This window comes from Kitasatospora sp. SC0581 (assembly GCF_048159585.1).
GTDB lineage: Bacteria > Actinomycetota > Actinomycetes > Streptomycetales > Streptomycetaceae > Kitasatospora.
The window spans coordinates 326042-348404 of sequence record NZ_JBLRWA010000002.1; the positions used below are offsets into that span (position 1 = coordinate 326042).

The window sequence follows — 22363 nt, forward strand, 5'->3', positions numbered from 1 at the left end:
GTGCCCCGATGCGCTCCGGTGGTGGCAACGGCCGCCCCTGCCGCCCCGCCGCTCGGACCGCCCCGACGGCCACCCGTGCCGCCGTCAGGCCGCCGCCTCCGCCTCCCGGGCGTCCGCCGGGACGCCGAGGTCGCCCAGGACCGCCTGCGCCGCCCGCCGCCCGGAGACCAGCGCGCCCTGCACGGTGCTGGTGTCCCGGTGGTCCCCGGCGACGTACAGCCCGGCCAGCAGCCGCACCGGGCGGCGGGGGTTGTGCGGCGGCGGCATCGCGGGCAGCGCGTCCGGGACGTGCCGTACGCCGAGGAACTGCCAGCCCGAGGTCGGGACGTCGTACAGCTCGGTCAGCCGGGCCCGGACGGCCGGCTCCAGCCCGGCCGGGCCGCCCACGTCGAAGGCGCGCCGCCCGAGCACGGTGGTGGCGATCAGCGCCTGGCCGGCCGGGGCGTAGGACGGGTGCAGCTCGCTGAGCACCAGCGAGTGCGAGACCAGTGGCGGGTGCCCGTTCGGCCGGTCGCCGTCGAGCAGCAGGACGGCCTCGCCCAGCGGGGCGGTGTCGGCCGCGTGGTAGAAGGTCGTGACGGGGTGGAAGTCCGGCAGCCGCAGCCCGGGCAGCAGTCCGGCGGCGGAGCGGGCGTCGGTGGCGACGATGACGGCCTGGGCGCCGATCCGTCCGTGCGCGAGGGTCTCGACGCCGTCCGCGGCGATCGAGGTGACCTGCACCCGGGTGCGGACGGTTCCGGCGGGCAGAGCGGCGGCCAGCTGGGCCGGTACCGCCGCGATCCCGCCGGCGGGCAGACAGAGCCGCCCGCGCGCGTACGAGCGCAGCACCAGGTCGGCGATCCGGCTGCTGGTGCCGAGGGCCGGATCGGAGAGCAGCGCGCTGAGCAGCGGGCGCAGGAAGCCGTCCACGGTGCGCTGGGCGAGGCCGTGGCCAGCCAGTGCGCGGGCGGCGGTGGTCTCCGGGCGGGCCTGGAGCCGGCCGACCGGGGTGGTGGCGAGCCGGCCGAGCCGGCCGGCCAGCCGGGCCTTGTCCAGCGGGCTGCCGAGCGGGGCCCGGGCGGCGGCCTGCCGGGCGACGGCGAGCTGGGGGTCCCCGGCGCGGTACCGGCGGCCGGCGCTGTGCACCAGCACGCCGGGCGCGAGCGGGCGCAGGTCGAGGCGGTCGAGGTCGAGCGTGCGGCGCAGCTCGGGGAAGGCGGTGTTCAGCAGGTGACTGCCGTCGTCGAGCCGGAATCCGTCCTGCTCGCGGGTGGCCATCCGGCCGCCGATCCGGTCGGTGGTCTCCAGGACCTGGACGTCGAGGCCGTGGCCGGTGAGCGCGCGGGCGGCGGCCAGGCCCGCGAGTCCGGCGCCGACCACGACGACGTCCGGGTCGGACGGCCGGCGGGCGCGGCGGGTGAAGTCGTACGTGGGCACTGGGGTGCTCCCTCCCTGGTCCCGGGGCTCCGGCCGACGCAGGCAGCGGGGTGCCGGGACACGGTCCGTGGAGGGTGATGCCCAGTCAGTACGAGCATCAGACAAGCGCATCGGGCCGGATCCGAGGGCCGGGGAGGGTTGTGCGGCACCGGGCGGGGGCGCGGTCACGGACAGTGCGCCGTGGCGGCCGGGTTCGGGGGTCGGCGGGCGCGTACGGTCACCGGGGGCGTGCGACGCGCCCACCATGTGCTCCCGTGCGCCCCCTCCTCGGGCCCCCTCGGGCCCGGCCCGGCATATGCCGCTGGCCAGGGTGGATGCCGCGGTCGGAGTACGCACGGCTCCGCACGCCCCGCGCGCACACCCACGCGTCACATGCCCGCGCGCACGCCCACGCGTCACATGCCCGCGCGCACACCCATCCGTCACACCGCCGCGCGCACGCCCAGGCGTCGCGCCCCCGCGCGCACGCCCACCGGTCACATCGCCGCGAGCACCGCCACACGCACGCCGGCCCGTCACATCGCCGCGAGCACCGCCGAGTACACGTCCGGGTGGGTGAAGCGGAAGCCCGCGTCCAGCAGCCGCCGCGGCACCACCCGGTGGCTGCCGACCACCTCGACCGCCAGCTCGCCCAGCACCGCCTTGAGCACCGCCTCCGGCACCGGGAACGGCGTCGGCCGCCGCAGCGCCCGCCCGAGCGCGGTGGTCAGCTCGGCGTTGGTCGCCGGGTTCGGCGCGGTGAGGTTGAAGGCGCCGGAGAGGCCGTCGTGGTCGATCAGGAACCGCAGCGCGGCCACCTCGTCGTGCAGCGAGATGAAGCTCCAGTACTGCCGCCCGTTGCCGAGCCGCCCGCCGAGGCCCAGCTTGAAGAGCGGGAAGAGCCGTCCGCCCGCCCCGCCGGCCGCGGACAGCACCATCCCGGTGCGGGGGTGGACGACCCGGATCCCGGCCCGTTCGGCCGGCCTGGCGGCGTCCTCCCACTCCCGGCAGACCTCGGCCAGGAAGTCGTCCCCGGCGGGGGAGTCCTCGTCGATCACCCGGTCGCCGGTCTGTCCGTACCAGCCGACCGCGGAGGCGCTCACCAGGACCTGCGGCGGCGCCTTGAGCGCGGCCAGGGCGACGGCCAGCGTCTCGGTGCCGTACGCCCGGCTCTCCCGGATCTCCCGCTTGTAGGAGTCCGTCCAGCGGCGGTCGCCGACCCCGGCGCCGGCCAGGTGCACCACGGCCTGGACCCCGGTCAGCCCGTCCCGCTCGACCTCGCCGAGCAGCGGGTTCCAGCCGATCGCCGTGCTGCCGTCCGGCCGGGGGCCGGTCTTGGAGCGGTGCCGGACCAGCCGGACCACCTCGTGGCCGTCCGCCAGCAGGGAGCGGACGAGCGCCGAACCGATCAAACCCGTGGAACCCGTGACAGCGATGCGCATGCGCCCATCCTCGCAGCTCCCGCCCGCTCCCGCGGTGTTCCCGACCGCCCGTCACCTTCGCATGCGTCCCGTTAGCATGACGCGCATGCCTGACGACGATCTGATCATCCGTACGGCGCGGAGCGAGGACGAGCGCGAACTCGCCGTCCTCAACCACGCCGCCTGGTCCGTCCTGTCCGACGTCTCCCCGCGACCGCCCGTCGAGGACCCGGTCTTCGACGAGCGGCACCCGGCCGAGCAGTACCTGCTGGCCGTGCTGGACGGCCGGATCGTCGGCTACGTCCGTCAGGTCCCGGCCACCCCGCTGGCGAGCAACCGGCACGTCCGGCAAATCCAGGGCCTGGCCGTCGACGACACCGTCCGCGGCCGGGGCATCGGCCGCCGGCTGGTCGAGGCGGCCTGCGCGGCGGCCCGGGCCGAAGGCGCCCGCAAGCTGACCCTGCGGGTGCTCGGCTGGAACGCCCCGGCCCGTCGGCTCTACGAGAGCTGCGGCTTCGTCGTCGAGGGCTCGCTGGCCGAGGAGTTCCTCATCGACGGCCGGTACGTGGACGACGTCTGGATGGCCCGCCGCCTGGCCGACTGAGCCCCGGACGGCACCCCGCCGAGCCCGCCCGGGCCCGCGCCGAAGATCCGAACAGGCTTGCCGCGAGCGGATGTTCGGCGTTCCGGGCTGGTGCCGAGTCGTGACGGTTCCGCGCTGTCTGGACCGCCGCCGCGCCGGGTACCGTACGCCCGTGAGCAACTCGACGCCTCCCGGGTGGTACCCGGTCCCGGGTGCGGACGGCACCCCCGGTCACGAGCGCTGGTGGGACGGCAACGCCTGGAGCAGCGAGGTCCGACCGCTCCAGGACGGCGTCGCGGGCGGGCTCGCCGACGCCCCCACCCAGACCCGGCCGCCGTCCGACCAGCGGCCCGGCTACGGCTACCCCGGCGGCCCGGCGGCGCCCTACGGCCACCCGGGCCAGGACGCCCACCAGGCCCCGGCCTACGGCTACCCGGGCCAGGACGCCCACCAGCTCCCGCCCCACGGCTACCCGGGTCAGGACGCCTATCAGGCCCAGGGCCAGGCCCAGGGCCAGGCCCAGGGCGGCTACCCGGCCCAGGGCGCCTACCCCGGCCAGGGCCCCGGCTACGGCTACCCGGGCCCGGGCTACCCGCCGCCCCCGACGGCCAAGGCCAGGCCGCAGACCGGCCTGGTCATCGGCATCGCGGTCGCCGTGCTGGCCGTGGGCGGGATCGTCGCCGGGATCGCGTTCAGCGGCGGCGGCGACCGGAGGGCGGACCCGACCCCGGACCCCACGGTCACCGTGACCCAGAGCGGCAGCCCCACGTCGAGCCCCAGCCCCACCGTGCCCACGCCCACCCCCAAGCCCAAGCCCCTGCCGGTGGTCAAGAGCACCGTCCCCGACCCGCAGCACGCGATCACCGTGCCGGTCTTCGACGGCTGGGACGTGTCCACCGACCCGCCGCACTCGACGGTCTACCTCGGCACCGGCCGCTACAGCTGCCCGGACGGCAGCTCCTGTATCCGCGGCCAGTTCTCGGTCGAGAAGGACACCGTCCAGGGCACCACCCCCAAGGCGGCCGCCGACGCCCAGATCCCCGTCTACGCCGGGCAGATCTTCTCCGGGGTCAGCTCGCACACCGACGCGGGATCCGGGTACGTCAGGGTGGCCGGGGTGCTCGGCTACGCCACCCGCTGGCACATCCGCACCACGGACGGCACCCAGGGCTACGTCCTGCTGGCCGCCCTCCCGGCCAAGGGCGGCGGCTACGTGGTCATGGAGGGCGGCGTGGACGACAGCCCGGCCGCGCCGGACTTCTCGGCGCTGGACCAGATCCTCAACGGCATCCAGCAGGACAGCTCCTCCGGCAGCAGCACCTGACGAAACCGCGAGGGCCGGTCCGCCGGCCCGTCCGGTCCGCCCTAATCCCCGTACCGCTCCCAGAGCTTGGGGTAGCGCTTGGCCATCACGTCCGGGTCGTCGAAGTCCAGCGCCGGCCCGGACGGCTGCTCGGCCTGCCGCCCGCCCACCTCGGGCAGCGGCAGCCCGGTCAGCCGCTCGTACGCCTCGTCGGCGGCGTAGCCGAGGTCCTCGGCGTCGCCGTCCTCCTCCTCGTCGAACTCCGGCAACAGGTCCGCCAGGTCGTCCGGTTCGGCCAGTCCGCCCTCGAAGACCTCGCGGCCCTGGCCGATCAGCCAGAAGCGGAAGTAGTCGAAGGAGTCGTCCGAGGCGCCGTCGAGCAGCAGGTAGGCCGCGCCCCACAGGTCGTTGCGGTAGGCGCGCCGGAACCGCGCCTGGAACAGCCGGGCGAAGTCGATCACGTCGTCCGGGGTCAGCTGGAGGAGCCGTTCCACCAGGAGGTCGGCCTGTTCGTCGGGGTCGCCGTCGGCGGCGTCCCGGGTGTCGTCGATGATCTGCCAGAAGTCCGTCTCGTCCATCACCGCTCAAGCATCCCCGTTCGGCCGCCTCCGCGCATGCCACGACTCGACACGGGCCCGTGCCCGGTGTGCCCGGGGGCCGGGAACGGCGGAACCCCGCGCCGTCCGGGGACGACGCGGGGTTCCGTACGCGGGGTGCCGCGGGGACCCGGTGGGGTCAGAGGCCGAGCTCGACCTCGAACTCGCCGGCCTCCAGGATCTCCTTGACCGCGACCAGGTAGCGGGCGGCGTCGGCGCCGTCCACCAGGCGGTGGTCGTAGGAGAGCGACAGGTAGGTCATGTCGCGGATGCCGATGGCGGTGCCGCCGTCGGCCTCGATGACGACCGGGCGCTTGACGGTGGCGCCGATGCCCAGGATGGCGACCTGGTTCGGCGGCACGATCACGGTGTCGAACAGCGCACCGCGCGAGCCGGTGTTGCTGATGGTGAAGGTGGCGCCGGACAGCTCGTCCGGGGTGATCTTGCTGTCGCGGACCTTGCTGGCCAGCTCGGCGGTCTTCTTCGAGATGCCGGCGATGTTGAGGTCGCCCGCGCCCTTGATGACCGGGGTCATCAGGCCCTTCTCGGAGTCCACCGCGATACCGATGTTCTCGGTGTCGAAGTAGGTGACCGTGCCCTCGGCGTCGTTGATCCGGGCGTTGACGACCGCGTGGACCTTCAGCGCCTGGGCGGCGGCCTTGACGAAGAACGGCATCGGGGAGAGCTTGACGCCCTCGCGGGCCAGGAAGCCCTCCTTCGCCTTGGCGCGCAGCGACATGATCTTGGTGACGTCCACCTCGACCACGCTGGTCAGCTGGGCCTGCTCGTGCAGCGCCTTCAGCATGTTGTCGCCGATGACCTTGCGCATGCGGGTCATCTTGACGGTCTGACCGCGCAGGGCGGACGGCGCGGCGGCGGCCTTCGGCGCGGCGGCCGGGGCGGCAGCGGCGACCGGGGCCGGAGCGGCCTTGGCGGCCTCCGCGGCGGCGATGACGTCCTGCTTGCGGATGCGGCCGCCGACGCCGGTGCCGGCGACGGAGGACAGCGCGACGCCGTGCTCGGCGGCGAGCTTGCGCACCAGCGGGGTGACGTAGGCGTCACCGCTGTCGGCCACCGGGGCGGCCGGGGCGACCGGAGCCGGGGCGGCAACGGGGGCCGGAGCGGCAACCGGGGCGGGGGCGGCAACCGGAGCCGGGGCGGCGACCGGAGCGGCCGGAGCGACGGGGGCCGGGGCAGCGACCGGAGCCGGGGCGGCAACGGGAGCCGGAGCGGCAACCGGGGCCGGGGCCGGAGCGGCAACCGGAGCCGGAGCGGCGACCGGAGCCGGGGCGGCGGCGACGGCACCGGCGGCACCGATCAGCGCGAGCTGGGCGCCGACCTCGGCGGTCTCGTCCTCGGCGACCAGGATCTTCACCACGGTGCCGGCGACCGGCGACGGGATCTCGGTGTCGACCTTGTCGGTCGACACCTCCAGCAGCGGCTCGTCGACCTCGACGGTGTCGCCCTCGGCCTTCAGCCAGCGGGTGACGGTGCCCTCGGTGACCGACTCGCCCAGCGCGGGCAGCAGCACCGGGGTGGCGTCGGCGGCCGGAGCGGCGACCGGAGCCGGGGCGGCAACGGGGGCCGGAGCGGCGACCGGAGCCGGGGCAGCGACCGGAGCCGGGGCGGCGACCGGGGCCGGCGCGGCCTCGACGGCCGGAGCCGCGGCGGCGACCGGGGCGCCCGAGCCGTCGTCGATGATCGCCAGCTCGGCGCCCACCTCGACGGTCTCGTCCTCGGCGACCTTGATCGAGGCCAGGATGCCGGAGGCCGGGGCCGGGATCTCGGTGTCGACCTTGTCGGTCGACACCTCCAGCAGCGGCTCGTCGACCTCGACACGCTCACCCTCGGCCTTCAGCCAGCGGGTGACGGTGCCCTCGGAAACGCTCTCGCCCAGCGCGGGCAGTGTTACTGAGACCGCCATGGTTTCAGCGACTCCTATCAAGTCTTGCGTACGGGAAGTACTTGCGTACGGGAAGTACCGGGAAAGGGGGTGGGGCGTGATCAGTCGTGCGCGTGCAGCGGCTTGCCGGCCAGCGCCAGGTGCGCCTCGCCCAGGGCCTCGGACTGGGTCGGGTGCGCGTGGATGAGCTGCGCGACCTCGGCCGGGAGCGCCTCCCAGTTGTAGATCAGCTGGGCTTCACCGACCTGCTCGCCCATGCGGGCGCCGACCATGTGGACGCCGACCACGGCGCCGTCCTTGACCTGGACGAGCTTGATCTCGCCGGCGGTCTTCAGGATCTTGCTCTTGCCGTTGCCGGCCAGGTTGTACTTCAGGGTGACGACCTTGTCCTTGCCGTACAGCTCGACGGCCTTGGCCTCGGAGATGCCGACGGAGGCCACCTCGGGGTTGGAGTAGGTCACCCGCGGAACGCCGTCGTAGTCGATCGGCACCGGCTTGAGGCCGGCCAGGCGCTCGGCGACCAGGATGCCCTCGGCGAAGCCGACGTGGGCCAGCTGGAGGGTCGGGGCGAGGTCGCCGACGGCGGAGATGGTGGGCACGTTGGTGCGCATGTACTCGTCGACGAGGACGTAGCCGCGGTCCATCGCGACGCCGTTCTCCTCGTAGCCGAGGCCGGCCGAGACGGGGCCGCGGCCGATGGCGACGAGCAGCAGGTCGGCGTCGATCTGCTTGCCGTTCTCGGTGGAGACGCGGACACCGGTCTCGGTGTACTCCACGCCCGAGAAGCGGGCCTTCAGCTCGAACTTGATGCCGCGCTTGCGGAACGCGCGCTCCAGCAGCTTGGAGGAGTTCTCGTCCTCCAGCGGGACGAGGTGCGGCAGCGCCTCGACGATGGTGACCTCGACGCCGAAGGACTTCCAGACCGAGGCGAACTCGACGCCGATCACGCCGCCGCCGAGGATGACGACCGACTTCGGGATGCGGTCGAGCTTGAGGGCGTGGTCCGAGGAGATCACGCGGTTGCCGTCGATCTCCAGGCCCGGGATCGAGCGCGGCACGGAGCCGGTGGCCAGGACGATGTGGCGGCCTTCGATGCGCTGGCCGTTGACGTCCACCGAGGTCTGCGAGGAGAGCTTGCCCTCGCCCTGGATGAAGGTGACCTTGCGGGAGGCCACCAGGCCCTGGAGGCCCTTGTACAGGCCGGCGATCACGTCGTCCTTGTACTTGTGGACGCCGTTGATGTCGATGCCCTGGAAGGTGGCCAGGACGCCGAACTCGGCGGCCTCCTTCGTCTCGTCCGCGATCTCCGCGGCGTGCAGCAGCGCCTTGGTCGGGATGCAGCCGCGGTGCAGGCAGGTGCCGCCCAGCTCACCCTTCTCGACCAGGGCAACACTCAGGCCCAGCTGAGCGGCGCGGAGCGCCGCGGCGTAACCGCCGCTTCCGCCTCCGAGAATGACTACGTCGAAAACGGTGCTGGCGTCGTTCGCCACGTCACGTCCTCCATGCATGGGGTGGGTCGCCGGGCCGGTCGCGGTCCGGTGGGTCGGAAGCCTTTGTGGGGCGCCCAGTCGTGCCGGAAATACATCTTCGCACTTGTTCACGGTGGCTGATGTCCGGGTCCGCCCCAGGGGTGTCCCGCGGAGTGGTCACCGGGGCGGGAACGCCCCCGACGGAAGGGCATCATCGCAGCTCAGAGCGGTGTTGACAGCCGCCGGACGGGCGTCTTCCGCGCCATCCGCCACGGCTTCTTCCGCACTGTGGAACAAAGTTTCGCCCGCAGCGAACAGGCGTGCGTCGCGGCGCTCCGGCCTACTCGCGGGTAACCGGGCCGGAACGCCGACGGGGCCCGGCGCACACGCGCCGGGCCCCGTCGCAGCGGGTCCTGGACCGGGGGACGCCCCGGGTCAGGGGTGTCCGGGTCAGGCCTTGCCGTTCGCCCGCTGCTCGGCGAAGCGGACCAGGGTGCGCACCGCGCTCGCGGTGCCGCCCTTCGGGGTGTAGCCGTACGGCGCGCTCTCGTGGAACGCCGGACCGGCGATGTCCAGGTGCGCCCAGTCGGTGCCCTCGGCCACGAACTCCTTCAGGAACAGGCCGGCCACCAGGCCGCCGCCCATCCGCTCGCCCATGTTGGCCAGGTCGGCGATGGTCGACTCGGTCATGCCCTTGCGCAGGTCGGCCGGCAGCGGCATCGGCCAGGACTGCTCGCCCACCTCGCCGGCCAGGGCGTGCAGGCCGTCGCGCAGCTCGTCGTTGTTCGACATCACACCGAAGGTGCGGTTGCCCAGGGCCAGCACCATGGCGCCGGTCAGGGTGGCCACGTCGACGATGACGTCCGGGTTCTCCTCGCCGGCCCGCACGATCGCGTCGGCCAGCACCAGGCGGCCCTCGGCGTCGGTGTTCAGCACCTCGACGGTCTTGCCGCCGTACATCCGCAGCACGTCGCCGGGGCGGGTGGCGGAGCCGGACGGCATGTTCTCGGCCAGCGCCAGCCAGCCGGTGACGTTGACGGCCAGGCCCAGGCGCTTGGCGGCCACCACGGCGGCGAACACGGCGGCGGCGCCGGCCATGTCGCACTTCATGGTCTCGTTGTGGCCGGCCGGCTTCAGCGAGATGCCGCCCGAGTCGTAGGTGATGCCCTTGCCGACGAACGCCAGGGTGGCCTTGGCCTTCGGGTGGGTGTAGGCCACCTTCACCAGGCGGGGCGGGTTCGCCGAGCCGATGCCGACGCCGATCAGGCCGCCGAAGCCGCCCTTGGTCAGCGCCTTCTCGTCCAGCACCTCGACCTTGAGGCCGTGCTCCTTGCCGGCCGCCTGGGCGATCGCGGCGAAGCTCTTCGGGTTCAGGTCGTTCGGCGCGGTGTTGACCAGGTCGCGGGCCCGGTTCATCTCCTCGCCGATCGCGGTGGCGCGCTCCACGGCGGCCTTGGCGTCCTTGCTGCCCTTGCGGGCGGCCAGCACGACCAGCTCGCCGACCGGCTCCTTGCCGTTGCCGTCGCCCTTGTAGGTGCCGAAGGCGTACGAGCCGAGCAGGCCGCCCAGCGCGACCGCCTCGATGTCCGCCGCGGACTCGGCCGGCAGGGCCAGCGCGGCCTTCTTGGCACCGGCCAGGGTGCGGGCGGCGACACCGGCGGCGCGGCGCAGCGTCTCCAGCGCGTAACCGTCCTCGGCGGCCTCGCCCAGGCCGACCGCGAGCACGAGCGCGGCCTTCAGGCCGGCGGGGGAGGGGACCTTGACGGCCTCGCCCTCGGCGCCGGTCGCGCCCAGGGTGCTGAGGACCTCGGTCAGCTTGCCCTCGAACGCCTCGTTCACGGCCTCGGCACCGGGGGCCAGCACGATGCCCTTCGGGCCCTTCGCGACACCGACCACCAGGGCGTCCGCGCGCAGCGAGGCGGCGGAGGAGGTGCTCACAGACAATGCAGTCACGTAATGCGTCCTGTTCTTTCGCGGTCCACGGCCGGCCACGGCGAGGCTGCCGCACCGGCGCAGCCCGCGCCGTCGCAGGCCGTCCGCCGGCGGGCCTCCGGGTCCGGGCCCCCTGGCTGCGCGCGTCCGCCGGGGTGGCCGCGTACACCAGAGGCCCCGGCTCCTCGGTACGCGCCGGGCGGGCAGGACCTGCCACGGTGCAGGGCTGCGGTGCTCCACGCATGGTAGTCCGCATGGTGGGATCACGCGCCGCCCGGTGTCAGCCGAGCAACGCCAGGGCGAACAGCGAGGCGGTCGCGGCGGTTTCGGCCATCGCGCCGAGCACGTCCCCGGTGATCCCGCCGAACCTGCGCACGCACCGCCGGAGCAGCAGCCAGGAGCAGCCCGTGCCGACCGCAACGGCCAGCGGGAGGCGGAGAACTGACCATCCGTCGAGCAGTCCGGCCGCGGCCAGGGCGAGCGCGGCGGCGGCCGTCGCGGCGGCGGCCCCGGCGGGCGGCACGGTGCCCGCGACCATCGCCCCCAGCCCGCCCGGCCGGGCGGCCGGCACCGAGCGCAGACAGCCCCAGGCGAGCGCGCAGCGGGCGGCCGTCGCCGAGGCGAGCACCGCGAGGGCGCCGCGCAGCGGGGAGTGGCCGAACTGTCCGGCCAGCGCGGCCACCTGGGCGAGCAGGACGAGGACCAGGGTCAGGACGCCGAACGGACCGATGTCGGACTGCTTCATGATGCGCAGCGCGTCCTCGGCCGGCTTCCCGCTGCCCAGCCCGTCGGCGACGTCCGCCAGGCCGTCCAGGTGCAGACCCCGGGTCAGCCCGGCGAGCACCCCCACCGCGGCCACCGCGCCGAGCGGCCCGCCCGCCCGCCAGGCCACCAGGGCGCCGGCCGCGGCCGCCAGGGCGCCCAGCACCAGCCCGACCACCGGGGCCGCCACCATCGCCCGGGCCGCCGCGGCCCGGTCCCAGCGCTCCACCCGCACCCGCAGCACGGACAGCGTCCCGAACCCGAACCGCAGGCCCTCGGCCCAGCCGGCCCGGTCGCCGCGGTCCGTCATGTGCGCGTTCCTCTCGAAGGTCAGACAGCAGGACAGTCAGACAGAAGGACAGTAGGAGAGGGCGGGAAAGCAAGAACGCCCCGGCGAAGGGGCGTTCTCCGGACGGCCGGGGCCGCCGCTACAGCTTCCGCAGCAGGTCCGCCGCCGAGGGCAGCCTCGGCTGCTCCTTCGGCGCGCCCGGCGCCGCCGGCACGAAGGGCTTCGGCGCCTCGTCCGCGAGCACGTCCCCCGCGGCCTGGAGCAGCGGCAACGCCAGCAGCGCGCCGACGCCCTCGCCCATGGTGATGCCCTGGTCCTGCAGCGGCGTGAGGGTCAGCCGGTCGTACGCCTTCGCCTGGGCCGGCTCGCCGCTGGACTGCCCGGCGCGCCACCACTCCGGCGCCCGGAAGGCGATCCGCTGCGCGACCAGCGCGCAGGCCGCCGAGACCACGCCGTCCAGCACCACCGGCAGCCGTCGGACGGCCGCCTGGAGCAGGAAGCCGGTGATCGCGGCGAAGTCGGCGCCGCCGGTGGCGCCGAGCAGGGCCAGCTGGTCGCCGAGCACCGGCCGGGCCCGCCGCAGCGAGTCCCGGATGGTGGCGCACTTGACCATCCACACCCGGTCGTCGATCCCGGAGCCGCGCCCGGTCACCGCCGCCGCGTCGGTCCCGCAGAGCGCGCCGACCAGCACGCCGGCCACCGTGGTGGCGCCGACCCCGAGGTCGCCGAGCAGCACCAGGTCGGTGCCGGCGTCGGCCTCCTCGTCGGCGACGGCCATGCCGGCCCGGAACGCCCGGACGGTCTCCTGGGCGGTGAGCGCGTCCTCGACGTCGATCCGCCCGGAGCCGCGCCGGATCCGGTGGGCGACCACCTCGTCCGGGAAGTCGGTCGGGTCGGCGTCCACGGCGACGTCGACGACCCGCACCTGGGCGCCGTAGCGCGCGGCCAGCCGGGACACCGGCGCGCTGCCGTCGAGCACGGCCCGCACCCGGGCCGCGGTGCCGCCCCGGGCGGGCATCCGGGAGACCCCGAGCGCCGCCACGCCGTGGTCGGCGGCGAACAGCAGCACCTTGGGGGCGGAGACGGGCAGCACCGGCGAGCGCCCCTGTACGGAGGCCAGCCAGCTGCCCAGCTCCTCGAGCCGGCCGAGCCCGCCGCGCGGCCGGTCGGCCGCCTGCCAGCGCTCCTCGGCGGCCCGCCGGGCGCTCTCGTCGGGGCGCTCGACGAGCGAGGAGAACGTATCGAGATCCACGGTCGTGTCCATCGTCCGGAAGGCTACACGGCGCGGGTGTTCAGCCAACGGCTGGCTTGACGGTCAGCACCTGACCGGCCACCACCAGCAGGACCCGCTCGGAGGCGTCGGCCACGGCCATGTTGAGCCGGCCCAGGGTGTCGCGGAAGCGGCGGCCCGCGGCGGTGGCCGGGACGACGCCCATGCCGACCTCGTTGCTCACCGCGACGGCGGTCCGTCCGGTGGCCGCCCAGGCCCGCGCCAGCGCCTCGCAGCGGCGCTGCACGGCGGCCTCGCCGCCGGCCGCCCAGACCTCGTCGTCCCAGGCGCCGCACTCGTCCATCACGGCGGTCAGCCACAGGGCGAGGCAGTCGACCAGCACCGGTGCCGGGTCGGCCGGGTCGGCCAGCACGGCCTCCAGGTCGCAGGTCTCGGCGGTGCGCCAGCTCGCCGGCCGGCGCTCCCGGTGCAGCGCGACCCGCTGGGCCCACTCGGCGTCGCCGTCGCGGGTGCCGCCGGTGGCCACGTACAGGACGTCCGGACGGTCGGCGAGCAGCTGCTCGGCGCGGGTGGACTTGCCGGAGCGGGCGCCGCCGAGCAGCAGGGTGCGGGGCAGCGGGGGACGGGTGGGCTCGGATCGGGTCGCCATGCCGTCCATCCTGCCGGAGCAGGCATACGGAAGATCGGGCCGGGCAGGCTATGGTGCGCAGCAACACAGGCAGCGTGGTCAGTGGGAGGAGCCGGCATGGTCTGGACGTGGCGGTACGAGAAGGCGGACGGCAGCGCGGTGACGCCGGGCGCCGGCCAGGAGGAGTTCGCCGGCCAGGGGGACGCCGAGACCTGGATCGGGGAGACCTGGAAGCAGCTCGCGGAGGACGGTGTGGACACCGCGGTGCTGCTGGAGGACGACCGGGTCGTCTACTCGATGAGCCTGGGCGAGGAGTAGCGCGGACGGGGTGGAGCGGCCGCGGCGCGGCTACTTCGCCCCGATCACGTGCAGGAGCGCGGCGACCTGCCGGTACGGGTCGGTGCGGCCGGCCCGGTCCTCGGCTTCCAGGAGCTGGGCCAGCTGCCGCCCGTCCACCGGCGGGGCCGCGTCGTCCGGGGCGCTGTCGGTGAAGACCCGCACGCCGTACCAGTGCCGCAGCGGGACGGACACCTCGGAGAGGGTGACGGTGAGGTCGGCGAGCCGGTCGGCCCGTGCGGCCAGTCCGAGCCGGTTGTAGTACCGGTCGCTCTCGAAGGCGTGCAGGGCGGCCCGCCAGTCCCCGGCGGCGGCCGGCCGCAGGGCGAGCGCGTCGCGGTTGCGGACCAGCAGCGAGAGCAGCCCCCCGGGCGCCAGCAGCCGGGCCAGCGAGGCGATCATCGGGTCCGGGTCGGGCAGGTACATCAGGACGCCGTGGCAGAGCACCACGTCGAAGCTGCGCGGGCCGAACCAGCGCCCGCACTGGTGGCCGTCGCCGCTGAGCAGCTGCATCCGGCCGCGGACCTCCGGCGGCTCCTCGGCGAGCGCCCCCTGGGCGACGCCGAGCGCGACCGGGTCCGAGTCGATCCCGGTGACGTAGTGGCCGGCCCGGGCCAGCCGCAGGGCCTGGGTGCCCTGGCCGCAGCCGATGTCGAGGACGCGCTGCCCGCTGCGGCCGGCCAGCTGTTCGGCGAGCTGGCGGGCGACGAGCTCCTGGCGGACGAAGTTGCGCAGCCCGCCGAGCCGGTCCAGCCAGGCGCCGGTGCCGCCCGCGAAGGAGCCGCTGCGCGAGGGCAGCCGGCGCTCCTGGGCGAGGCGGTCGTGGCCGCCGTCGCCCTGCCCCGGCAGCGCGCCGCCCTGCCCGGGGAGTGCGTAGAGGCCGGGCCCCTCCCAGGAGGGCGGGGCCCAGCCGGAGCCGACCGGTTCGGCGGTCAGGGCTTCTCCCCGCGCCGCACCTGCGGCTTGGGCAGGCGCAGCCGGCGCATCTGGAGGGTGCGCATGATGCCGTACGCGACGGCGCCGCGGGTGTTCTGGTCGGCGAAGCGCTCGGCCAGCTGCTTGCGCAGGCCGAAGCCGAGGCGGACGAAGTCCAGGATCACCAGCACGAAGAACAGCAGGAACAGCAGCGTGGAGAGCAGCTGGAGCGCCGGCACCTTGACGATGCTGAGCACCAGGATGACCACGGCGGCCGGCAGGAAGAACTCGGCCAGCGACCAGCGGGAGTCCACGTAGTCGCGGGCGAACTTGCGCACCGGGCCCTTGTCACGGGCCGGCAGGTGGCGCTCGTCGCCGTTCATCAGCGCCTGGCGCTGCTTCTCGCGCTCGGCGCGCATCCGCTCGCGCCCCTGGCGGGCGGCCTCCTTGCGGTCCTTGGGCACGGTCACCCGGGTACGCCGGTTGGCCTCGGCCTCACTGCGCTTGGGGGTGGGGCGGCCCTTCTTGGCCTGCGGATCGCGGGCCTGGGTCGTCTCGTCCTGCTTCTCCAGCACGGTGGCGGAGGCGGCGGCATCATCTGAACGGCGTCGGAACACACCACCAGCGTACGGGGTGCGACGCGGCTTCCACGGGCGCCCTCGGAACCGAACACATATCGATACCGCCAGGTCGCCGTCCGAAGCGGGTTTCCCGGGCCCTTCCCGTAGGGGATCAGTCGGATGGACGATGGGGGGGATGAGGGGCGGATCCACCCGGGGGAGGAGGAAACGCCACTGGTCGCTGTAGCAGTCTTGTTGCAGGCAGGTGCACTGCGGCGAAGGGCTCGCTGCACATACACTCGTCGTGTCTGGTAACGAGATAGAGACCGCAGGCCGGAGAAGGGGGCACCCGAGGCCCATGAGCGACGGAATCATGAAGCGTATGGGGCTGATCTTCCGCTCCAAGGCGAACAAGGCCTTGGATCGGGCGGAGGATCCGCGTGAGACGCTTGACTACTCCTACCAGAAGCAGCTTGAGCTGCTCCAGAAGGTACGGCGTGGTGTCGCGGATGTCGCGACCTCGCGCAAGCGGCTCGAACTCCAGCTGACGCAGCTCCAGCAGCAGTCGGCGAAGTACGAGGACCAGGGCCGCAAGGCGCTGTCGCTCGGCCGGGAGGACCTCGCCCGCGAGGCGCTGACCCGCAAGGCCAACATGCAGTCGCAGATCAACGACCTGGAGACGCAGTACCAGCAGCTCCAGGCCGAGGAGGAGAAGCTCACCCTCGCCTCCCAGCGACTTCAGGCCAAGGTGGACGCCTTCCGCACCAAGAAGGAGACCATCAAGGCGACGTACACCGCCGCCCAGGCGCAGACCCGCATCGCCGAGTCCTTCTCCGGGATCTCGGAGGAGATGGGCGACGTCGGCCTGGCGATCCAGCGTGCCGAGGACAAGACCGCCCAGATGCAGGCCCGGGCGGGCGCGATCGACGAGCTGCTGGCCTCCGGTGCGCTCGACGACGCGAGCGGTCTCGGCCGCAAGGACGACATCGAGGCCGAGCTGGAGCGGGTGGCCGGCGGTTCCGACGTCGAGCTGGAGCTGGCCCGGATGAAGGCCGAGCTCTCCGGTCCCTCCTCGGCCGGCCCCGCCGCGATCGAGCAGGGCAAGCAGGACGTCCAGCCGCAGCCGCAGCAGGACACCCCGCGCATCAACTACAACAAGTGATCTGAGCTCGACCCCACGAACCAGGGAGACGCACGGCATGATCATGAGGGTCATGGGTGAGGGGCAGTACGAGGTGGGCGACGACCACCTGAACCTGCTCAACGAGCTCGACGCCGAGCTCGTCACCGCAGTGGAGTCGGGGGACGAGGCGCTCTTCCGTGAGGCCTACGGCAAGCTCATCGAGGCGGTGAAGCAGTACGGCACCCCGGTGCCGCTGGATTCGCTGGAGCCGTCCGAGCTGATCCTGCCGAGCGCCGACGCGACGATCGACGAGGTCCGCGAGCTGTTGATGGCCGACGGCGAGGGCGTGATCCCGGGCTTCCCGGAGTAGGGCCGCGGCCGCTGCCAGACGAAAGGGCGGGCCCCCTCCACCACGGAGGGGGCCCGCCCTTCGGCTGTTGTCCGCGGACGGCTACGGCAGGGCCAGCATCCGGTCCAGCGCCGCCTTGGCGTAGGTCTCGGTCTCCGGGTCGACGGTGATCACGTTCGGCACCCGGCCCTCGACCAGCGACTCCAGCGCCCAGACCAGGTGCGGCAGGTCGATCCGGTTCATGGTCGAGCAGAAGCAGACCGCCCGGTCCAGGAAGACGATCTCCTTGTCCGGGTGCGCCTTGGCCAGGCGGCGGACCAGGTTCAGCTCGGTGCCGATGGCCCACTTGGAGCCGGGCTCGGCGGCGTCCAGCGCCTTGATGATGTACTCGGTCGAGCCCACCATGTCGGCGGCCGCGACGACCTCGTGCTTGCACTCGGGGTGCACCAGGACGTTCACGCCGGGGATCCGCTCGCGGACGTCGTTCACCGAGTCCAGGCTGAACCGGCCGTGCACCGAGCAGTGGCCGCGCCAGAGGATCATCTTGGCGTCCCGCAGCTGCTCGGCGGTCAGGCCGCCGTTCGGCCGGTGCGGGTTGTAGACGACGCAGTCGTCCAGCGAGAAGCCCATGTCCCGTACGGCGGTGTTGCGGCCGAGGTGCTGGTCGGGCAGGAAGAGCACCTTCTGCCCCTGCTCGAAGGCCCACTCCAGGGCGCGCTTGGCGTTGGAGGAGGTGCAGATGAGGCCGCCGTGCCGGCCGGTGAAGGCCTTGATGTCGGCGGAGGAGTTCATGTACGAGACCGGGACGGTGACGTCGGCTATGCCGGCGTCGGTCAGCACGTCCCAGCACTCGGCGACCTGCTCGGCGGTGGCCATGTCGGCCATCGAGCAGCCGGCCGCGAGGTCCGGCAGGACGACCTGCTGGCGGTCGCTGGTGAGGATGTCCGCAGACTCGGCCATGAAGTGCACGCCGCAGAAGACGATGTACTCGGCCTCGGGGCGGGCGGCCGCGTCGCGGGCGAGCTTGAAGGAGTCGCCGGTGACGTCGGCGAACTCGATCACCTCGTCGCGCTGGTAGTGGTGGCCGAGGATGAAGACGCGGTCGCCGAGCGCGGCCTTGGCCGCGCGGGCGCGCTCGACGAGGTGGGGGTCGGAGGCCGGGGGGAGGTCACCGGGGCATTCGACGCCGCGCTCGCTGTTCGGGTCGGCCTCGCGGCCGAGCAGCAGCAGAGCGAGCGGCGTCGGAGTGGGGTCGACGCCGTGGGTCTCGGTGATGGTGGTGGTCACGGGCGGGTGCCCTTCTGTGCGGCCGAGCTAGCGGTGGGGCCTTTTCGTCTAACTGACGCTATCTATTCTAACCGCTTAGCGTCAGAGTGACGATGGCCATCCTGTCGATGTGACGAGAACCGCTCGTCGAATCGGATGCTTCCGGGCGTGGCCGAATCGATACTTCGAAGCCGACGGGTATGGCTGAGCCCATGAAAGCAATCGCGATCAACCGCTACGGCGGCCCCGAGGTGGTCGAGTACACCGACCTGCCCGACCCCAAGGTCGGGCCCGACTCCGTACTGGTCGAGGTCCGGGCGGCCGGGGTGAACCCGGTGGACTGGAAGGTCCGGGACGGCGCCCTGGACGGCATCCTCGACGCGCACTTCCCGCTGGTCATGGGCTGGGACGTGGCCGGCGTGGTCCGCGCGGTCGGCGGCGGGATCACCGAGTTCGCCCCGGGCGACGAGGTGTACGGCTACGTCCGCAAGGACGCCGTCGAGCACGGCACCTACGCCGAACTGGTCTCCGCCCCGGTCCGCACCCTGGCCCGCAAACCGGCCGCGCTGGACTGGGCGCAGGCCGGCGGCCTGCCGCTGGCCGGGCTCACCGCCCTGCAGGGCCTGCGGGCGCTGCGCCTCGCCGAGGGGGAGACCGTCCTGGTGCACGCCGCCGCGGGCGGGGTCGGCCACCTGGCGGTGCAGGTGGCCCGGGCCCGCGGCGCCCGGGTGATCGGCACCGCGGCCGAGCGCAACCACGACTTCCTGCGCGGCCTCGGCGCCGAGCCGGTGGTGTACGGCGAGGGCCTGGCCGACCGGGTCCGCGCGCTCGCCCCCGACGGGGTGGACGCCGCCCTCGACCTGGTCGGCCACGGCGCCGTCCAGCTCTCGGCCGGCCTGGTGGCGGACCCGGGCCGGATCGCCTCGATCACCGACTACGGGGTCAAGGCGCTCGGCGGCCGGTACGTCTGGGTCCGCCCGGACGCCGACGACCTCGCCGAGCTGGCCGCGCTCGCCGACGACGGCCGGCTGACCGTCACCGTCGCCTCCACCTTCCCGCTGGCCCAGGCCGCCTCCGCCCAGGCGCTCAGCGCCGAGGGCCGCACCCGGGGGAAGATCGTGCTGCTCGTCCCGTGACGGCCGCCCGCCCGTCATCCGACGGCGGTGAACTCGTCCAGGTCATCCGCCAGAATGGTGGCGAACCGTTTCGGCAGTGGCAGCCCACCGCCGGAGCGCCCCGCCGAACCCCCCCGTACGACCCGTGGAGCCCCTCACCCATGACCAGCAGCCGAGCGCACGAGGTGGTCGGGGCCGACCTGGACGAGACCGACCGGCTCCTGCTCGCCCGGCTCGGCAGCGACGGCCGCGCCTCGTACGCCGAGATCGGGCTGCAGGTGAACCTCTCCGCCACCGCCGTGCGCCGGCGGATCGACCGGCTGCGGGCGCGCGGCGTGGTGCGGGGCTTCACCGTGGTGCTCGACCCGTCCGTGCTGGGCTGGCAGACCGAGGCCTTCGTCGAGGTCTACTGCCGCGAGCGCACCGCCCCCGAGGAGATCCTCGCCAGCCTGCGGCAGTTCCCCGAGGTGGTCGCCGCCTGGACGGTCACCGGCGACCCGGACGCCCTGGTGCACCTGCGGGCCGCCGACATGCGCCACCTGGAGGCCGTCATCGAGCGCATCCGGCGCGAGCCCGGAGTGCAGCGCAGCCGCTCCTCGGTGGTCCTCTCCCAGCTCATCGGCTGACCGCCCGCCGGCCGCCCCCGGACCGTACGCAGGAATCCTGCGCGGACCCGCCCGAAGACGCCCGAAACCTGCCTGACCAGCCGCGTTCCGACGCGCGGGGAGGGCCCGGTGCTGCCTACGCTGATCACGTCCGGTCGTCGCGGTGAAGCGTCCCGCCGACCGGACGCCCCCCGACACCCCCACGCCGAGAGGGACCGCCGTGTCCGCAGCACCCGACCGCATGCACCGGCCCGACAACGAGCTGGTCGACCTGGTTTTCGACTACATGCGGGAGCGGCTGCAGTACGACCCCGTCCCGCTCGACCACCCCGGTGACGGCGAGCACCTGCGCACCCAGCTGGCCGGCCTGCTGAACCAGGACGGCAACAACCCGGTCGACGTGCTCAAGCTCTACGACCACGAGCTGTCCCGGGCGGTCATCTCCGCCGACAGCCCCCGCTACCTGTCCTTCATCCCGTGCGCCCCGACCAAGGCCGCGCTGCTGTTCGACATGGTCGTCTCCTGCGCCTCCCTCCAGGGCATCTCCTGGCTGGAGGCGGCCGGCGCGATCGCCGCCGAGAACCAGGTGCTGCGCCTGATCGCCGACCGCGCGGGCCTGCCCCAGTCGGCCGGCGGCTGCTTCGTGTCCGGCGGCTCGGCGGGCAACCTCTCCGCCCTCGTCGTCGCCCGCGACACCGCCCGCCGCAGGCTCGGTGTCGGTCCGGAGGCCCGGCTGCGGATAGCCGTCGCCGACCAGGTGCACTCCTCGGTCAAGAACACCTTCAACATCATCGGCGTCGAGGCCTTCAAGGTCCCGACCGTCAACCGGCGCTTCACCGGCGAGGCGCTGCGCGCCGCCCTGGCCGCCGACCCGAACCCGGAGACGGTGATCGCCGTCGTCGGCACCGCCGGCACCACCAACGAGGGCATCGTCGACGACCTGGCCGGCCTGGCCGAGGTCGCCCGCGAGCGCGACCTCTGGTTCCACGTGGACGGCGCCTACGGCGGCGCGGGCCTGTTCGCCCCCTCGGTGCGCGAGCGCTACAACGGCATCGAGCACGCCGACTCCTTCGTGGTCGACCCGCACAAGTGGCTGTTCGCCCCCTTCGACTGCGCCGCGCTGATCTACCGCAACCCGCAGCTCGCCCGCGCCGTGCACACCCAGGACGCCTCCTACCTGGACGTCCTGCACACCGAGGGCGACGAGTGGAACCCCACCGACTACGCCTACCACCTGACCCGGCGCGCCCGCGGCCTGCCGCTCTGGTTCTCGCTGGCCGTCCACGGCGTCCAGGCCTACACCGACGCCATCGAGGCCGGCCTCACCCTGGCCCGGGAGACGGCCCAGCTGATCCGCGAGAGCGAGCACCTGGAGCTGCTGTTCGACCCGCAGCTCTCGGCGGTCTGCTTCAAGCGCAGGGGCTGGACCAACGACGACTACTACCGCTGGTCGCAGCAGCTGCTCGCGGACCAGATCGGCTTCGTCACCCCCACCGGCTGGGACGGCGAGACGGTCGCCCGCTTCGCCTTCCTGCACCCGGGCACCACCATGGAGATGGTCAAGGAGATCCTGGACACCATGGTCTGAGCACCCTGACGTCCGTACGGCCCCCCTCCGGAGCGCTCCGGAGGGGGGCCGTACGCGTGCCCGTCTACAGGAACGCCCCGTTCGGCAGGTACGGCGCCGGCGGCCGCATCCCGCGCACCCCGACGAAGCCGCCGGTCTCCGGCGTCAGCCCGACCTCCAGCCCGACGTCCAGCGCCCACTCCTGCTCGGCGGTCAGGTACTCCACCCGCGCCTCGGCCCCGTCCGGCACCCGGGCCAGCGCCTCGCGCAGCAGCCGGGCCCCGATCCGCTTGCTGGTGGCCGCCAGCAGCCGCACCGTGCCGCCGTCCCGGTAGCAGTAGCCGCTGCCGGCCAGCGCGTCCGCGACCAGCAGCTCCTCGAAGTGCCCGAGCATCAGCTCGTGGTCCGGCCCGTGCGCGGACCCGCGCAGCCGGCGGTCCACCGAGTCCAGCAGGTGCAGGTGGGTGGCGTTGCCGCGGTGCACCGGTATGTCGCCCGGATCGATCAGCCCCTGCCGGTCCACCGTCCCGGTCAGCCGCATCGCCGGGTGCAGGGTGAACCCGGCCAGCCGGTAGCGGCGGGCCGCCGCCGGGGAGCCGGAGGCGCAGACCATCCCGCGCAGGCAGCCCCGGGCGTGCGCCATCGCCCGTTCGAACAGCAGCCGCCCCACCCCCCGGCCCTGCGCGGACGGCCGGACGGCGAACAGCGAGGGCGTCCACAGGCCCTCGCGGCGCATCGACAGCACCACCCCGACCGCCTGCCCGCTGCTCTCCGCCAGCCAGCAGCCCCCGGGATCGGTGCGCGCCAGGTGCCTGGTCCGGGCCAGCTGCAGCGGCGTCGGCCGCGCGGGGTCGTCGGACGGTGCGGCGAACGCGGCGAAGGACAGTTCCCGGACGACCTCCGCGTCCGCTGCGGTGTCCCTGACCTGGCGAAGGATCATGCCGACCATCCTGGCGTCCGACGGGCGGCCGTGGGGCCCGTTCACCCGGATCCGTGCCTCGGGCGGTGACCGGCC

20 protein-coding genes and 1 pseudogene are annotated in these 22363 nt (G+C 74.0%); 8 read left to right on the forward strand and 13 right to left on the reverse strand.

Annotated elements, in window-relative coordinates:
- Window positions 1-84: 84 nt before the first annotated feature.
- Both ACLWS4_RS04580 and ACLWS4_RS04585 read right to left on the reverse strand, forming a co-directional pair.
- Window positions 85-1416 (reverse strand): FAD-dependent oxidoreductase, encoded by a 1332-nt coding sequence (locus ACLWS4_RS04580; protein WP_380737822.1) that lies wholly within the window; start codon window positions 1414-1416, stop codon window positions 85-87.
- A 515-nt stretch (window positions 1417-1931) separates the two neighbouring features.
- Complete coding sequence (locus ACLWS4_RS04585; protein WP_416873424.1) at window positions 1932-2837, reverse strand: TIGR01777 family oxidoreductase; 906 nt, start codon at window positions 2835-2837, stop codon at window positions 1932-1934.
- Between the two features lie 76 nt (window positions 2838-2913).
- Between ACLWS4_RS04585 and ACLWS4_RS04590 the strand changes: the two genes are divergently transcribed.
- A complete protein-coding gene (locus ACLWS4_RS04590; protein ID WP_049658978.1) occupies window positions 2914-3420 on the forward strand; it encodes a GNAT family N-acetyltransferase in 507 nt (168 codons plus the stop codon).
- A gap of 151 nt (window positions 3421-3571) precedes the next feature.
- Window positions 3572-4723 (forward strand): DUF2510 domain-containing protein, encoded by a 1152-nt coding sequence (locus ACLWS4_RS04595; RefSeq protein WP_416873425.1) that lies wholly within the window; start codon window positions 3572-3574, stop codon window positions 4721-4723.
- Window positions 4724-4764: 41 nt separating this feature from the next.
- Here the strand turns inward: ACLWS4_RS04595 and ACLWS4_RS04600 are convergent, their stop codons facing one another.
- From ACLWS4_RS04600 to cobU, 7 genes and pseudogenes are all read right to left on the reverse strand, one after another.
- Window positions 4765-5280: a DUF4240 domain-containing protein gene (locus tag ACLWS4_RS04600; RefSeq protein ID WP_049658975.1), complete on the reverse strand. Its 516-nt coding sequence runs from the start codon at window positions 5278-5280 to the stop codon at window positions 4765-4767.
- Window positions 5281-5437: 157 nt separating this feature from the next.
- Window positions 5438-7222, reverse strand: coding sequence for a 2-oxoglutarate dehydrogenase, E2 component, dihydrolipoamide succinyltransferase (gene sucB, locus ACLWS4_RS04605; protein ID WP_416873426.1), 1785 nt, complete (start codon window positions 7220-7222; stop codon window positions 5438-5440).
- Window positions 7223-7302: 80 nt separating this feature from the next.
- Window positions 7303-8709 (reverse strand): dihydrolipoyl dehydrogenase, encoded by a 1407-nt coding sequence (gene lpdA / locus ACLWS4_RS04610; RefSeq protein WP_107086631.1) that lies wholly within the window; start codon window positions 8707-8709, stop codon window positions 7303-7305.
- Between the two features lie 411 nt (window positions 8710-9120).
- Window positions 9121-10623 carry a leucyl aminopeptidase gene (locus ACLWS4_RS04615; protein WP_049659339.1) on the reverse strand — a complete coding sequence of 501 codons (1503 nt, stop codon included), beginning with the start codon at window positions 10621-10623 and terminating at the stop codon, window positions 9121-9123.
- Between the two features lie 259 nt (window positions 10624-10882).
- Complete coding sequence (locus tag ACLWS4_RS04620) at window positions 10883-11674, reverse strand: adenosylcobinamide-GDP ribazoletransferase (RefSeq protein WP_416873427.1); 792 nt, start codon at window positions 11672-11674, stop codon at window positions 10883-10885.
- A gap of 118 nt (window positions 11675-11792) precedes the next feature.
- Window positions 11793-12917: a nicotinate-nucleotide--dimethylbenzimidazole phosphoribosyltransferase gene (locus ACLWS4_RS04625; protein WP_049651854.1), complete on the reverse strand. Its 1125-nt coding sequence runs from the start codon at window positions 12915-12917 to the stop codon at window positions 11793-11795.
- Between the two features lie 28 nt (window positions 12918-12945).
- Window positions 12946-13506, reverse strand: a pseudogene (gene cobU / locus ACLWS4_RS04630) (bifunctional adenosylcobinamide kinase/adenosylcobinamide-phosphate guanylyltransferase); the annotation flags it as partial.
- A gap of 123 nt (window positions 13507-13629) precedes the next feature.
- On the opposite strand from cobU, the gene ACLWS4_RS04635 reads away from it, so the two are divergent.
- Window positions 13630-13830, forward strand: coding sequence for a hypothetical protein (locus tag ACLWS4_RS04635; RefSeq protein ID WP_049651853.1), 201 nt, complete (start codon window positions 13630-13632; stop codon window positions 13828-13830).
- 30 nt (window positions 13831-13860) lie between these two features.
- Here the strand turns inward: ACLWS4_RS04635 and ACLWS4_RS04640 are convergent, their stop codons facing one another.
- Window positions 13861-14601: a class I SAM-dependent methyltransferase gene (locus ACLWS4_RS04640; RefSeq protein ID WP_181970803.1), complete on the reverse strand. Its 741-nt coding sequence runs from the start codon at window positions 14599-14601 to the stop codon at window positions 13861-13863.
- 179 nt (window positions 14602-14780) lie between these two features.
- Window positions 14781-15380: a DUF3043 domain-containing protein gene (locus ACLWS4_RS04645; protein WP_241852715.1), complete on the reverse strand. Its 600-nt coding sequence runs from the start codon at window positions 15378-15380 to the stop codon at window positions 14781-14783.
- A 301-nt stretch (window positions 15381-15681) separates the two neighbouring features.
- Here ACLWS4_RS04645 and ACLWS4_RS04650 point away from each other — a divergent pair, with 301 nt between their 5' ends.
- Complete coding sequence (locus tag ACLWS4_RS04650; RefSeq protein WP_074000884.1) at window positions 15682-16485, forward strand: PspA/IM30 family protein; 804 nt, start codon at window positions 15682-15684, stop codon at window positions 16483-16485.
- Window positions 16486-16522: 37 nt separating this feature from the next.
- Window positions 16523-16816, forward strand: coding sequence for a PspA-associated protein PspAA (pspAA, locus tag ACLWS4_RS04655; RefSeq protein ID WP_049651850.1), 294 nt, complete (start codon window positions 16523-16525; stop codon window positions 16814-16816).
- An 81-nt stretch (window positions 16817-16897) separates the two neighbouring features.
- On the opposite strand, the gene nadA is transcribed toward pspAA, so the two are convergent.
- Window positions 16898-18082 carry a quinolinate synthase NadA gene (gene nadA, locus ACLWS4_RS04660; protein ID WP_234348387.1) on the reverse strand — a complete coding sequence of 395 codons (1185 nt, stop codon included), beginning with the start codon at window positions 18080-18082 and terminating at the stop codon, window positions 16898-16900.
- Window positions 18083-18273: 191 nt separating this feature from the next.
- Here nadA and ACLWS4_RS04665 point away from each other — a divergent pair, with 191 nt between their 5' ends.
- The 3 genes from ACLWS4_RS04665 (at window position 18274) to ACLWS4_RS04675 (ending at window position 21369) form a co-directional block, all read left to right on the forward strand.
- Window positions 18274-19197, forward strand: a complete 924-nt coding sequence (locus tag ACLWS4_RS04665; RefSeq protein WP_074000885.1) for an NADP-dependent oxidoreductase — start codon at window positions 18274-18276, stop codon at window positions 19195-19197.
- A 140-nt stretch (window positions 19198-19337) separates the two neighbouring features.
- Complete coding sequence (locus ACLWS4_RS04670; protein ID WP_049651848.1) at window positions 19338-19802, forward strand: Lrp/AsnC family transcriptional regulator; 465 nt, start codon at window positions 19338-19340, stop codon at window positions 19800-19802.
- Between the two features lie 199 nt (window positions 19803-20001).
- A complete protein-coding gene (locus ACLWS4_RS04675) occupies window positions 20002-21369 on the forward strand; it encodes a pyridoxal phosphate-dependent decarboxylase family protein (protein ID WP_416873428.1) in 1368 nt (455 codons plus the stop codon).
- Window positions 21370-21433: 64 nt separating this feature from the next.
- On the opposite strand, the gene ACLWS4_RS04680 is transcribed toward ACLWS4_RS04675, so the two are convergent.
- Window positions 21434-22288, reverse strand: a complete 855-nt coding sequence (locus ACLWS4_RS04680; protein ID WP_416873429.1) for a GNAT family N-acetyltransferase — start codon at window positions 22286-22288, stop codon at window positions 21434-21436.
- Between the last annotated feature and the right edge of the window lie 75 nt (window positions 22289-22363).